This window comes from Paraprevotella xylaniphila YIT 11841 (assembly GCF_900683745.1).
Taxonomy (GTDB): Bacteria; Bacteroidota; Bacteroidia; order Bacteroidales; family Bacteroidaceae; genus Paraprevotella; species Paraprevotella xylaniphila.
Genome location: NZ_LR215980.1, coordinates 1,745,111 through 1,760,189, shown reverse-complemented (window position 1 = coordinate 1,760,189; position 15,079 = coordinate 1,745,111). Strand labels below are relative to the sequence as shown.

The following is a 15,079-nucleotide window of genomic DNA, read 5'->3' as shown; positions in this document are numbered from 1 at the left end:
TATATCGTGTAAAGTTCTTTCATAAAAAGCCCATTGGGCAGTTTCGTTTCCTTATTTCATGTTTTCGATGAAGAAATTCGTGATGCTCGTATAAAGATGGTTGCGGGTGTTGCCGCCGGTGATGTTATGGTTGCGGTTGTTATAGGGAAGCATCATGAACGTCTTGCCGGCTTGCACCAGTGCTTCGGCATACTCCATGGAGTTGCGGAAGTGGACGTTGTCGTCGGCCGTACCGTGGCAAATCAGGAGCTTGCCATGCAGCTTGCCGGCTTGGCTTATCGGGCTGCGGTCGTATCCGGCAGCGTTTTCCTTCGGGGTGCGCATGAAGCGTTCCGTGTAGACCGTGTCGTAGTAACGCCAACAGGTGGGAGGGGCAACGGCCACTCCGGCGGCGAAGACGGGACGGCCTTCGCTCATGCTCATCAGCGTGTTGAAGCCTCCGTAGCTCCAACCCCAGATGCCGATGCGTTTACTGTTCACGTAGGGCAACGTGCCCAGATAAAGGGCGGTTTCCACTTGGTCTTTCGCTTCTAAATAACCTAAGTTCAGGTAGGTGCATTTCTCGAACTCCGCACCACGTCCGCCCGTGCCGCGTCCGTCCACGCAGACACAGATGAATCCTTGTTGGGCCAAGTATTGTTCATACAAAGTGCCGCCCATGCTGCCGGTTCCCCAAGAGTCGAGGACTTGCTGCGAGCCGGGACCGCTGTATTGGAACATGACGACGGGGTATTTCTTGTTCGCGTCGAAACCGGCAGGTTTGACCATGTAGCCGTTCAGCTTTATGCCTTCTCCCGTAGTGAATTGGAAAAACTCGTGCGTTCCTAAATCCTGTCCGTCGAGTTTGGCCACCAATGTTTGGTTGTCTTCGAGCACTTTCAGCGTCTTGCCGTTGCGGTTGCAGAGGGTGGTCACGTACGGAGTACGGATGTTGGAATAGACGTTCATGTAATACTTCATGTTTTTGCTGAATATGGCACTGTTGTCGCCTTCTTCTGCGGAGAGTTTTTCTATCTTGCCCTTGCTGTCGCTCCTGTAAACGGCCGTGTGCATCGGGTCGTCTGCCGGGTTGGCGGAAAAATAGAAGCTGCCGTCCGCCGTGTCGTATCCATAGAAGCTCTTGACGATGAGCTTCCCGTCTACGGCCTTCTTTATCAGGCTGCCGTTCAAGTCGTAGAGATAGAGGTGGTTGTATCCGTCACGCTCGCTGGTCAGCACGAAACGGTTGGGGTAGAATGCCAGATTCTTAAAGACGTTTTCACTGACGTACTTGTCCACGTTGTCGCGCAGGATTTTCTTGCACTCCGTGGAACGCGGGTTGGCCATGTACACTTCCAGACAGTCCTGATGGCGGTTCAACGTAAAGACGGCCAGTTTGGCCGGGTCGTTGGTGAAACGGATGCGCGGGATATAGCTGTCGGCTTCAAGGGGAAGTTTCATCGTGCGGATTACGCGGGCCTTGATGTCGAACGTCTGCACGCTGACAGTAGAGTTGGTCGTACCGGCCATGGGATACTTGTATTCGTAGCGTCCGGGATATTCCGCATATTGTTCTTTGGCCGGATGGCTGCCTTTGTACCATGGGAATGAGAACGTATTCACTTTGCTTTCATCGTAGCGGATCCAGGCTATCATCGTGTTGTCGGCATTGAAGTCGAAAGAGCGGTTTGTGCCGAACTCCTCTTCGTTCACCCAGTCGGGGATTCCGTTGATGACTTCGTTGAATTTCCCGTCTTTGGTGATTTGGCTTTCGCTGTTGTTGAACAGAAGTTTGACCAAAAAAAGGTTGTTGTCGCGCACGAAACCCACAAGGTTCCCGTCCGGCGAGAACTTGGGCGACTGTTGAGGGCCGTTGTCCGACAAGGGGGTGAGGGTGCGGTTGACAATGTCGTACAAGTAGTAGACGGCGGTGAAGGAATGGCGGTAGATGGGTTTCGTTTCCGTTTGTATCAGCATTTTCTTTTCATCCGGCGACATGATGTAGCCGTCTATCTTTTCCAGTTTCACGTCCCTTGCCGTAGCCACGTCGAACAGCACGTCTTTCTGCCGTCCGTCCTTGAAGGAATAGGTGATGATTTGCTTGTGGTCGTCGCTCAGCCGGGAATAGCTCTCCCCGTCGTTGAGCGGGTTCACGCCATAGATGCGTTTGGCGGCATATTCGCCTGCGCACAACTCTTTTAATGAAAGTCCCGCCGCATTCGAGTGTACGGGAATGGCTGCTAAAAGGCAGCCGGCCAAAAAGGTTGCAATCTTTTTCATTTTATTTCAGATGTAATGGATAATATCTTAACCTATAACTATTTTGTCGCAAAGATAAGTTTTTTTTCTATCTTTGCGAGGCAATAACGGTTTAAAAAGTATGGCTATACCTTATTTATATACGGACTACGGGGATTTCCTGCGCCGCGAGTTTCCTTTCAAAGTACAGAAGATTTCCATCAATGCCGGTTTCACTTGTCCTAACCGTAATGGGGAAAAAGGGTGGGGCGGATGCACTTACTGCAACAACCAGACGTTTAACCCGGCTTATTGCCGCACGGAGAAAACGATTACGGAGCAGTTGGAGGAAGGCAAACGCTTTTTCGGACGCAAGTATCCGGAGATGAAGTTTTTGGCTTATTTCCAAGCCTATACGAACACGTATGGGGAAGTGGGGGAGGTTATCCGTAAGTATGAAGAAGCTTTGGCTGTGCCGGATGTGGTGGGAATCGTCATCGGCACGCGCCCCGACTGCATGCCGCAGGCGTTGTTGGACTATCTGGCCGGACTGAACAGCCGCACGTTCCTGATGGTGGAGTACGGGATAGAGAGCGTGGATGACGGTACGCTTGTCCGTATCAATCGTGGGCACACATTTGCCGAGACGGAAGAGACCCTCCGGCGCACGGCGGGTGCAGGCATACGTACCGGCGGGCATATCATCCTCGGGCTGCCCGGCGAAAAGCGTGAGGAACTGGTCGGGCAGGCTGCATTGGTATCCCGTTTACCTTTGACAACTTTGAAAATCCATCAACTCCAATTGATAAAAGGGACGCGGATGGCGCATGAGTATGGATTGCATCCGGAGTGGTTCCATCTGTACACGGTGGATGAGTACATAGATCTGGTCATCGACTACATCGAACGTTTGCGGGGCGATTTGGTGTTGGAGCGTTTTGTTTCGCAATCCCCCAAGGAACTTTTGATAGCTCCCGACTGGGGACTGAAAAATTATGAGTTTACAGAACGGCTGAAACGTAGGATGAGGGAGCGGAACACGTGGCAAGGAAAGTTCGCAGACGGTAGGTAAACCTGCGGGAAACGCCCGTGCGCGGTTTTTGTTTGCGGACACAAAATATAGCGTTTTTAATAAGGTAATCCTTAAAAAGCTTCGTGGTTATGTTTTTTTTATTTACTTTTGCGGAACATGCGAAGCATGCAGAACCAAATCATTAATTATTAATATCATTCTACATGAAACACTTTGATTTCAAGTTTTTGCGCGTGTGGATGGTCTTGTGGTGCGTGGGAGTGCTTCTCCCGGTGGCGGCACAGGGCGGCGCGGGGTCGGCTGAAGTCTTGCAGCTGATAGGGAAAGTAAACGATTATTGGCAGGCGAACAATTCGCCCAAGGTGCGTGCGTTCTGGGACAATGCCGCTTATTACACCGGAAACATGGAAGCCTACCGCCTGACAGGCAAGGCGGCATATTACAATTACAGCCAACAGTGGTGCGAACATAACCGTTGGCGGGGCGCAAACAGCGACGACAAGCGGAACTGGAAGTACAAGACTTACGGGGAGGGCCAGGATTTCGTGCTCTTCGGCGACTGGCAGATTTGTTTCCAGACCTACATTGACATGTATAACCTGAACCCGGCCGATTATAAGGTAGCCCGTGCGAAGGAGGTTATGACGTACGCCTGCCATTTGGATGAGAACAAGTTCTGGTGGTGGGCAGATGCACTCTACATGGTGATGCCGTTGATGACGAAGATGTACAAGTTGACGGGCGACCGCATGTTCCTGGACCGCATGTATGAGAATTACTTGTGGAGCGACAGCCTGATGTATGATGCGGAGGCCCAGTTGTATTACCGCGACGCGAAGTATATTTATCCCAAAGTGAAGACAGCCAGTGGCGGAAAGAGTTTCTGGGCGCGTGGCGACGGATGGGTGTTGGCCGGTCTGGCCAAGGTGTTGGGCGACATGCCGGAGGACTATGAGCACCGCGCTTTCTTCCAGAAGCGGTTCAGGGAGTTGGCACAAGGTGTGGCACGCTGCCAGAGGCCGGAAGGATACTGGAGCCGCAGCATGTTGTGCGAAGAGGATGCTCCGGGACCGGAGACGAGCGGTACGGCATTCTTTGCCTACGGCCTGATGTGGGGCGTAAACCATGGCTTGCTGGACAAGACGGAGTATGCCCCGGTGATTGAAAAAGCCTGGAATTATCTGGTTTCTACGGCACTCCAACCGGATGGCAGCATCGGTTATGTGCAGCCCATTGGCGAGAAGCCCGACCCGACCCGTAAGGTGGATGCCAAGTCGCAGGCTCCTTTCGGAACCGGTGCATGGCTGTTGGCGGCTTGTGAGCGTGTACGTTATCTGGACGGTAGCGTGGAGGATAAGAACTCTCCTTCTATAAAAGTAGAGGTAAAGAATACGACGAAAGACAACCGTAATGATGTGGTGGAACTGGAGGCCAAGACGATATTTGAGAAACTCGGTATCGGTGGCGGACGTCAGTTCGTGGTGTATGACGGAGACCGGACGGAAGTGCCTTATCAGTTGACCCATGACGGCAAGCTCTTGTTGCAGGCTTCCGTGCGTCCCGCTTCTTCCACGGAACTGACGATTGTGAAAGGACAGCCGGCCGACTACCGTTTCACGTCGTGGGGGCGTGTGTATGCTTCGCGTGAAGACGATTTGGCTTGGGAAAACGACCGGAACGGTTGGCGGGCATACGGTCCGGCCATCCAGAAAAGCGGACAACGCATTTATGGTTTCGATGTGTTTAATAAGAACGTGCCTTGTCCGATGCTCGAAACTTTCTACCATAGCGAGTTGACTTCGTACGGCCTGCAGGACAAGTTGCGCAAGGCCGGACGTGGAGGCGAGTGTGCCGCCTTGCATCGTACGTTGACTTACCATCGCGACCACGGTTACGGAATGGATGCTTATACGGTAGGCCCGACGATGGGTGCCGGTGTGCCCGCTTTGATGGAAGGGAAGGACTTTGTCTATCCTTTATGTTATAAAGAGGTGGAAATCCTGGACATGGGGCCGTTGCGCTTTTCTGCCCGTATGGCGTTTGCACCGGTACAAGTCGGTCAGGATAAGGACGTAGTGGAAACCCGTGTCATTACATTGGACAAGGGTACGCATCTGAACAAATGTGAAGTGACTTATGCTAATTTGAGTGAAGCCCGTAAGGTGGCTGCCGGTATTGCCGTGCATAAGAGTATACCGGATGCGTATGTAATGAATAAAAAACTCGGTTATGTGGCGTATGCCGATGCGATGGACCATCCGGAGGCGATGAACGGGCTGATATACATAGCTTGCTTGTTCCCCGAAAACTTGAAGTCGGTAGAATATGTTCCGATGGCGAAAGAAGAGGCTGGTGCCGTGGGGCATGTGGTAGGAATCAGCAACTACGAACCGGGGGATACTTTTACTTACTATTTCGGTTCCGCGTGGAGCAAGTATGACATGCCGGATATGGCCGTTTGGCAGGAGAACGTGGAGCGGTACGGCCGTCAGTTGAAAACGCCTTTGGCCGTGACATTGAAATAAGTTGTGTCTCGATGCCGTTTTGACCATAAGGTTGGCTTTGCAGAAGCAAGGCCAACCTTATTTTTTACATGGAAATGAGGCGGCCTTAATATCATCCATGTGATTAGTGTTTTTCTCCATGTCTGTTCTTTGGCGAATTATTTTATTTTGCAAGATAAAACCATTTATAATTTAAATAAGCATGAAAAATACCGTATTTGTTTTGTGGTTAGGGTTGGCCGTGGCTGATATAGGTTGGGCACAGAACGAACCTTACAAGAATCCTGATTTGTCTCCTCGTGAACGTGCTGAGGATTTGTTGAAGAGGTTGACGCTGAAAGAGAAGGTTTCCTTGATGATTAATTCTTCTCCCGCAGTGGAGCGTTTGGGCATCAAGCCTTATAACTGGTGGAGCGAGGCGTTGCACGGAGTGGCCCGTAGCGGAATCGCCACGGTTTATCCCATCACCATGGGTATGGCTTCCGTGTTCGACGATGAGGCCGTGGAGGCCGTGTACACGACGGTAAGCGACGAGGCTCGTGCGAAATATCACGATGCGCACAAAAAAGGCCGCTACGGGCAGATGAACGAAGGATTGACGTTTTGGACACCCAATGTGAATATCTTCCGCGATCCCCGGTGGGGACGGGGGCAAGAGACTTGGGGAGAAGACCCTTACCTGACCTCCCGGATGGGTGTGGCTGTGGTCAGGGGCTTGCAAGGTCCTGCGGATGCCAAGTACGACAAGCTGCACGCTTGTGCGAAACATTATGCCGTGCACAGCGGGCCGGAAGCCAAGCGTCATTATTTCGATGTGGAACAGCTTGACCCACGCGATTTGTGGGAGACTTATTTGCCGGCTTTCAAGGTGTTGGTCCAAGAAGCCGATGTGAAAGAAGTGATGTGTGCCTATCAGCGTTTCGAGGGAGAACCCTGTTGCGGGAGCAAACGCCTGCTTCATCAAATCCTGCGCGACGAATGGGGGGGGTAAATATGTGGTGGTGAGCGATTGCGGTGCCATCGGTGACTTTTTCAACCCGGGCTTGCACGAGACGCATCCCGATGCCGCCACGGCCAGTGCTTCCGCAGTAACCAGCGGGACGGACTTGGAATGCGGATGGGGGGATTACATGCAATTGGAAGCGGCAGTCGATAGGGGATTGATAACGGAACACCGTATCGACACCAGTCTCTGCCGTTTGTTGGAAGCCCGTTTTGCGCTCGGGGAAATGGATGACGACTCGTTGGTACCTTGGAGTCGCATCGGCATAGATACGGTGGATTGCCAAACACACAAGCAGATGGCTTTGGACATTGCCCGTAAGTCTTTGGTCTTGTTGCACAACGACGGGGTGCTTCCTTTGGACAAGACGCGTGGCGATGTCGTCGTAATGGGGCCGAATGCGGTGGATTCCGTCATGCAGTGGGGAAATTATGAAGGTACGCCTTCGCATACTTATACGGTCTTGGACGGTATTCGTGAAAGGCTTGGCCGTGACGTGCGGTATGAAAAAGGGTGCAACCTTCTGAGTAATGAAGTCTTCGATTCTTATTTCCACCAGTTGTCGCACGACGGGAGGACGGGACTGAAGGCCACGTATTGGAATAATCTGGAGATGAAAGGAGAGGCGGTTGCCACGCAGGAATTAGCCACTCCGGTTAATAAGAACAACGGGGGAAATACCGTGTTTGCGGCAGGAGTGAACCTGCAAAACTTCACGGCGGTGTACGAAGGTACTTTCCGTCCGTTGCAGGGTGGAAAATATGATTTGGTGATTGAAGGAGACGATGGTTACCGCGTGTATGTGAACGGCGAGAAGGTCATTGATTACTGGGGCGAGCATGCCCGCGAAAAGCGTGAATACGCCTTGGATGCTACGGCAGGGAAAGATTATGATATTAAAATCGAGTACATGCAGGCTGCGGGCGAGGCTTTGTTGAAGTTCGACGTGGGGATTCGTCGTCAGGTTTCTCCCACCGAAGTGGTTGCCCGTGTGAAAGATGCCGGAACGGTCGTTTTCGTAGGCGGCATATCTCCGGATTTGGAGGGAGAGGAAAAGAACCACGTCAACTGTCCGGGTTTTGCCGGAGGCGACCGCACTTCGATCGAGCTGCCTCAGGTGCAGCGCGACATCCTGAAGGCGTTGAAGGCGGCAGGCAAGAAAGTGGTGTTCGTCAACTGCTCGGGGTCCGCCATGGCCTTGGTGCCGGAATTGGAATCGTGCGATGCCATCTTGCAGGCTTGGTATCCAGGCCAGGCCGGGGGATTGGCCGTGGCCGACGTGCTGTTCGGTGATTTCAATCCCGGTGGCAAGTTGCCCGTGACGTTCTACAAGAACACGGAGCAGCTTCCCGACTTTGAAGATTACAGCATGAAGGGTCGCACTTACCGTTACATGACGGATAAACCGCTCTTCCCCTTCGGCTATGGTTTGAGTTATACCACGTTCGCCATCTCCAAAGGCCGTTTGAGCAAATCTTCTGTGAAAACGGGCGAGGGCGTGAAGTTCACGGCTCAGGTGAAGAACACGGGCAAGCGTGACGGTGCCGAGGTGGTTCAGGTTTACGTCCGTAAGGTGGGCGATACGGAGGGTCCGTTGAAGAGCCTTCGCGGTTTCTGCCGTGTGGAACTGAAGGCGGGCGAGAGCCGTACGGTTTCCATCGAACTGTCCCCCGATGCTTTTGAGTTCTTCGACACGTTCACGAACACGATGCGCGTGGTTCCCGGCGAGTACGAAATCATGTATGGCAACAGTTCGGACACGCCGGAGGGAAACAAGTTGAAGGTGGAGTTATTGTAATTTAACAGCATTGGGAAAGTATCTCGGGTCGTATTCCGTGTGGCTCGTCATGCTTTCCTTTTGATGTGCCTGCCAATAGGTACATTGTTACTTGTTTGTGCTGTGAGGAGGCAACCAAATGCTTTTCAGTTTGAGAAATCTGTAGGTTTTGGTTGCCCTTGCTTCGTATTTTTTATATTTTGGTTGATTTTTATAAATCAAAGTGCAGGTTAAATGACTACTTTTGTTCACCTAACCTTTTTAAACAGATATGTATGACAAGCAGATTCTTGAAGAAAATCCTGTGCTTGTTGTTGTTTTGTGGTATGTGTGCCATGAAGCAACAAATTGTAGCGGCATCGAAAGCCGAACCGGTGGATTATGTGAATCCCTATATGGGGAACATCAGCCATTTGTTGGTACCGACTTATCCCATTGTGCATTTGCCTAACAGCATGTTGAGGGTGTATCCCCAAAGAGGGGATTATACGTCCGGTAAATTACATGGTTTGCCGATGTTGCAAATCAGCCATCGGGGAAGCTTTGTTTTTAATTTGTCTCCCTTTCAAGGCGACGAGGCGGATTTGGCACGTGTGATGGACTATGAATATGACAATGAGGTGGTGAAGCCTTATTATTATAAGGTGGATTTATGCGACCAACAGTTGCACGTGGATTTTGCCCCTTCCCGCCAGTCGGCCATTTATCATTTTGATTATCGGCGGCAGAATACGGTTCCTTATTTGGTGCTGAACGGTGGAAATGGAGAATTGACAGTCGAGGGGAACACGGTCTACGGTTATCAGAATATCTGGAATAACCTGAAAGTGTACATTTATATGGAGACGGACGTGACGCCGGAGCAAAGCGGTGTGTTCCGTGACGGAAAATGGAACAGGGAAAAACGGAAGGCGGAAGGAGACGACATTTGTGTGGCACTGTCCTGGAGTCCTGCTTTGTCTTCTTTGAACGTCCGTTATGGCGTATCGTATATCAGTGTGGATCAGGCCAAGAAGAACCTGAAGAGAGAAATACCGGGATTTGAGTTGGAGACGGTGGCTGAAGAAGGCCGTCGTATATGGAATGAAGAGCTGGGAAAGATTCGGATTTCTGGAGGTACGGAGAACGACCGTCATGTGTTTTACACGTCTTTGTACCGTTGTTTGGAGCGTCCGGTCTGCGTAAGCGAGGACGGACGTTATTTCAGCGTCTATGACAACAAAGTACATGATGATGGCGGGCACGCATATTATACGGATGACTGGGTTTGGGACAGTTACCGTGCGGCGCATCCTCTGCGCATCTTGCTCGATGCCCCTAAGCATACGGATATGCTCCGTTCTTTTTTGAGGATGGCGGAGACGGACGGACGTCACTGCCTTCCGAATTTCCCGGAAATCACGGGAGATTCGCGCCGAATGAATTGTAACCACGGCGTGTCGGTCATGGCCGATGCATGGTGTAAGGGTGTCCGGGATTTCGATTTGCGGGAAGCGTATGCGTATGCTAAAAACAGCTTGGAGAAGAAAACGTTGGCACCGTGGTCTTCCGCTGCTCCCGGGTGGTTGGACAGCTTCTACATGGAGAAAGGATATATTCCGGCTCTCTGTCCCGGCGAGAAGGAAACCGTGCCGGAAGTAAACTCTTGGGAAAAGCGGCAGGCGGTGGCTGTTACCTTGGGTACCTCTTACGACCAATGGTGCCTGTCCCGCATGGCTGCTGCGTTGGGTTTGGAGCATGAGGCGAAACATTATCTGGATTGTTCTTACAATTACCGTAACCTGTTTAATCCGCAAACTTCATTTTTCCATCCCAAAGATAAAGAAGGCAAATTTATAGAACCGTTCGACTACCGTTTCTCCGGAGGGATGGGGGCGCGGGATTACTATGGCGAGAACAATGCCTGGGTATATCGTTGGGACGTGCAGCACAATGCAGGCGATTTGGTGAAGCTGATGGGAGGAAAAGAGGCGTTCGTCCGGAATCTCGATGCCACCTTCAACGAGTGGTTAGGACGGCCGAAGTATGAGTTTTATGCCCAGCTTCCCGACCATACGGGTAACGTGGGGCAGTATTCCATGGGTAACGAGCCTTCTTTGCATATACCTTATTTATATAATTATGCCGGGGCTCCGTGGAAGGCACAGCATCGCATACGTTCGTTGGTACATCAGTGGTTCCGCAACGACCTGATGGGGATGCCCGGCGATGAGGACGGCGGAGGTCTTTCTGCGTTTGTGGTATTTTCCATGATGGGATTCTATCCGGTAACACCCGGATTGCCGGTTTATCATATCGGAAGCCCTTTCTTCTCTTCCATAGAACTGAAATTGAGCAATGGGAAAACACTGGAAATCATAGCCCGGAACTGTTCGGAAGAGAACAAATACATCCAGTCGGCTAAGTTGAACGGGAAGGTTTGGACAAAACCTTGGTTTAGCCATGAAGATATCGTCAATGGAGGTAAACTTGAGTTTGTCATGGGAAACCGATGCAACATGGAATGGGGCAGTGGGGCGGAAGACGTACCTCCTTCTTTGGAGATGAAAAACAATGAGTAAATGTTAACTGAAATAGTGAAATGAAAAAGAATTATCGATTAGGGATTTGTCTGTGGGCAAGTTACGGGCTTTTGGCTTGCACACAAGAGGTAAAGGTGTATACCACGTCTGAAACGGAATTTTGGAAACAAGCGGTGGTGGAAGTGCAATCGGCGGATGGGGCGGTGCCGGACATTGTGGTTTCCGATGAACGGGAACAATCGTTCGACGGATTCGGCGGGTCTTTCGGAGAGATTGGATGGGATGCCCTTGCGTTGTTGCCGGATGGAAAACGGGAGGAGGTCATGCAGGCTTTGTTTGCTCCGGAAGGGATACATTTTGCATACGGGCGTATTCCTATGGGGGCTAACGATTTTGCCCGTGATTATTATACATGCAATGATACGGCCGGAGACTTTGAAATGCGGCATTTCACCATAGAGCGTGACAAGCAGGCGATGATTCCATACGTGAAGGCCGCGTTAAAGCAGAATCCGGAGCTTAGGTTATGGACTTCGCCTTGGACGCCGCCGGTGTGGATGAAAGCCACCCGGCATTATGCTACGGCACCGGGAGACCATAATGATTTCACGAAAGAGAACGAGGTGGAAGGCGACCATCTCATTCAGCAGCCGGAGTATCTGAAGGCATACGCGCTCTATCAATCCAAGTTTGTGGAAGCCTATCGGAAGGAGGGAGTAAACATTTCTTTGTTACAGTTCCAAAACGAGCCTTACACCAAGAACCAGTGGCCGAATTGCAGTTGGACACCCGCTTCAATGGCCAACTTTATCGGCCGGTATCTCGGTCCGCTCTTTGCACAAGAACATCCGGAAGTGGATTTGTATTTCGGTACGTTCAACTGCAACCGTATGGCTGATTTGGACTGCGTGATGCAGGATACGGCAGCGGCACGTTATGTACGTGGCATCGGTTTGCAGTGGGAAGGCAAGGACATTGTGGGCGAGATACATGACAAATATCCTGAAATGCAGTTGATGCAGACGGAAAACGAGTGTGGAAGCGGTACTTTCGATTGGGCGGCTGCCGAACATACCTTTGATTTGATTAAAACTTATCTTGACGGAGGCGTGAATACGTATATGTATTTTAATATGGTGCTTCAGGATGAGGGAGCCAGTTCGTGGGGATGGAAACAGAACGCATTGGTGCGTGTCCTTTCTTCTACAAAGGAGGCTGTCTATACACCGGAGTTCTATTTGCTGAAACATTTGAGCCATTTCTTGAAACCGGGTGCCCATAAGCTCAAAGTGGAAAAGGGGAATGACGTGCTGGCCTTCCGGAATCCGGATGGGGAAACCCTTGTGTTTTGCATGAACAGGGAAGCTACCGAGCGCGACGTACGGTTGGCCTGTGGCGATAAGATGATGATTTTGAAATTACAACCTAAAACCTTTAACACAATAATCTATTAAACTGTCAAGTATGAATGTATTGAAAGTAGTCGGCTGTTCCATGGCCTTGTGTGCCCTACCTTTGTCAGGGCAAACAGGCGGAGGAACTGAGTTGTTCAGAGATATGAACGCGCCTCAACACGAGCGTATCATGGATCTGTTGTCCCGTTTGACTGTGGAAGAAAAGATTTCCTTGCTGGTCAATGACGCCCCGGCCATCGGGCGTTTGGGGATAGATAAGTACAATCATGGCAATGAAGCTTTGCATGGAGTCGTGCGGCCTGGGGATTTCACGGTGTTTCCGCAGGCCATAGGTATGGCTGCCATGTGGAATCCGGAGTTATTGTATCGCATATCTTCTGCCATTTCGGACGAGGCGCGCGGACGATGGAAAGAATTGGAATACGGGAAAAAGCAGATAGCCGGAGCAAGTGATTTGCTGACTTTCTGGTCGCCCACGGTCAATATGGCCCGTGACCCCCGTTGGGGGCGTACGCCGGAGACGTACGGAGAAGATCCCTACTTGAGCGGGGTGCTCGGAGTGGCTTTCGTGAAAGGTTTGCAAGGCGATCATCCTCGCTATTTGAAGACGGTTTCCACGCCGAAGCATTTTGCGGTGAACAATGAAGAGCACAACCGTTCGAGTTGCAATGCCAAGGTGTCGGAGCGTGATTTGAGAGAGTATTACTTGCCTTCTTTTGAACGTTGTATTACGGAGGGAAAGGCGCAATCTATCATGATGGCCTACAATGCCGTGAACGATGTACCTTGTACGGTGAATACCTATTTGATAAAGAATGTGTTGCGTGGAGATTGGGGATTTAATGGTTATATTGTTTCGGATTGTAGTGCACCTGAATGGATGATTACCAAGCACCATTATGTGAAGACCCGTGAGGCGGCCGCAACATTGGCCGTTAAAGCCGGGTTGGATCTGGAATGCGGTAATCAGGTGTATGGAGAAGGGCTGTTGAAGGCTTACCGGCAATATATGGTGAGCGAAGCGGATATAGATTCCGCTGCTTACCGGATTCTCCGGGGACGTATGATGTTGGGATTGTTTGACGACCCGTCACAGAACCCATATAACCAGATAGAACCGTCCGTGGTAGGCTGCAAGGCCCATCAGGATTTGGCTTTGGAGGCAGCACGTCAAAGTATGGTGTTGCTGAAAAACAAAGATAACTTTTTACCGTTGAATCCCAAAAAGGTAAAATCCATAGCTGTTGTAGGCATCAGTGCGGGACATTGCGAGTTCGGGGATTACAGCGGTACGCCGAAGAATGAGCCGGTGACGATTCTCGACGGAATCAAGCAGTATGCGGAAGAATACGGTTTCAAGGTCGCTTATGCTCCTTGGGTTTCCGCCAGCGAAGATTTTGAACCGGTGACGAAAACCTATTTCCCCGAGGGCTTGAAAGTGGAATATTACCGGAACAATAGCTTGTCCGGTGAGGCTTCTGTCCGGATGGAAGAAGAGTTGCTTTATGACCCGGTGCACAAGCCCGACCGTTTCCAACCTGAAGCACCTATGTCTATCCGGTGGACGGGACAGTTGAAACCTATCGTGTCAGGAGTGTACACGTTGGGGATGAAGTCGGACGACGGTTGCCGGGTGTATGTAGACGGCAAGAAGGTGATAGACGCTTGGACCGAGCATAGCGTGCAGATGGATGAAGCCATGATAAAGTTGGAGGCCGGAAAAACATACGATTTGCGCGTGGAGTACTTTGACAATGGCGGGGACTGTTTTGCCGGATTGTATTGGAAAGCTCCTTCGGCCGGTTCGCAAAACGTATTGGCTCGTTATGGCGATGCCGGTAAGGTAGCGGCAGAGTGCGATGTGACGGTGGCTGTGTTGGGCATCAATAAGTCCATAGAACGAGAGGGACAGGACCGTTTCACTTTGGAACTGCCGATAGACCAACAGGAGTTTATCAAGGAACTTTATAAGGTCAATCCGAACACGGTGGTGGTATTGGTGGCCGGAAGTTCCCTGGCCGTAAACTGGATGGACGAGAATGTCCCGGCCATTCTCAACGCATGGTACCCCGGTGAGCAGGGCGGAAATGCTGTGGCAGAGGTTTTATTCGGTGATTATAACCCGGGCGGCCGTTTGCCTCTCACCTATTATAATTCTTTGGATGAGATTCCGGCTTTTGACAATTATTCCGTGAAGGGACGTACCTACCAGTATTTTGAAGGCCAACCTTTGTATGAGTTCGGTTACGGTTTGAGTTATACCAAGTTCCGTTACAAGAGCAAGGGAGTGAGTGTGGCGCGAGACACGGTGAAAGTCAGCTTTGAAGTTTCCAATACCGGGAAGTATGATGGCGATGAGGTGGCACAAGTATATGTGAAGTATCCGGAAACCGGCACATACATGCCTCTTAAGCAGTTGCATGGTTTTAAGCGGGTACATATAAAGAAAGGTAAAACGTCCAAAGTGACGATCGGTGTACCAAAGAAGGATTTGCGTTATTGGGATGAGCAGGAGCGCAAGTTTGTCACTCCTAAGGGAGAATATACCTTTATGGTGGGAGCTTCTTCCGATGATATCAAATTCCGGGAAACAGTAGGACTTTGAGCG

Annotated in this window: 6 protein-coding genes and 1 pseudogene; 6 read left to right on the top strand and 1 reads right to left on the bottom strand. The window is 50.9% G+C overall.

What is annotated here, in order from left to right; all coding sequences use genetic code 11:
* Positions 1-51: 51 nt before the first annotated feature.
* Positions 52-2,259, bottom strand: coding sequence for a S9 family peptidase (locus E0E47_RS07520; protein ID WP_130893354.1), 2,208 nt, complete (start codon positions 2,257-2,259; stop codon positions 52-54).
* A 100-nt stretch (positions 2,260-2,359) separates the two neighbouring features.
* On the opposite strand from E0E47_RS07520, the gene mnmL reads away from it, so the two are divergent.
* The 6 genes and pseudogenes from mnmL (at position 2,360) to E0E47_RS07490 (ending at position 15,076) form a co-directional block, all read left to right on the top strand.
* Positions 2,360-3,289, top strand: coding sequence for a tRNA modification radical SAM protein MnmL/YtqA (gene mnmL / locus E0E47_RS07515; protein WP_130893353.1), 930 nt, complete (start codon positions 2,360-2,362; stop codon positions 3,287-3,289).
* 164 nt (positions 3,290-3,453) lie between these two features.
* Positions 3,454-5,775: a glycoside hydrolase family 88 protein gene (locus E0E47_RS07510; RefSeq protein ID WP_130893352.1), complete on the top strand. Its 2,322-nt coding sequence runs from the start codon at positions 3,454-3,456 to the stop codon at positions 5,773-5,775.
* 181 nt (positions 5,776-5,956) lie between these two features.
* Positions 5,957-8,555: pseudogene (gene xyl3A, locus E0E47_RS07505) on the top strand (xylan 1,4-beta-xylosidase).
* Between the two features lie 254 nt (positions 8,556-8,809).
* Complete coding sequence (locus E0E47_RS07500; RefSeq protein ID WP_130893351.1) at positions 8,810-11,095, top strand: GH92 family glycosyl hydrolase; 2,286 nt, start codon at positions 8,810-8,812, stop codon at positions 11,093-11,095.
* A gap of 20 nt (positions 11,096-11,115) precedes the next feature.
* Positions 11,116-12,510, top strand: coding sequence for a glycoside hydrolase family 30 protein (locus tag E0E47_RS07495; RefSeq protein ID WP_130893350.1), 1,395 nt, complete (start codon positions 11,116-11,118; stop codon positions 12,508-12,510).
* 10 nt (positions 12,511-12,520) lie between these two features.
* Positions 12,521-15,076 carry a glycoside hydrolase family 3 C-terminal domain-containing protein gene (locus E0E47_RS07490; protein WP_130893349.1) on the top strand — a complete coding sequence of 852 codons (2,556 nt, stop codon included), beginning with the start codon at positions 12,521-12,523 and terminating at the stop codon, positions 15,074-15,076.
* Positions 15,077-15,079: the final 3 nt, after the last annotated feature.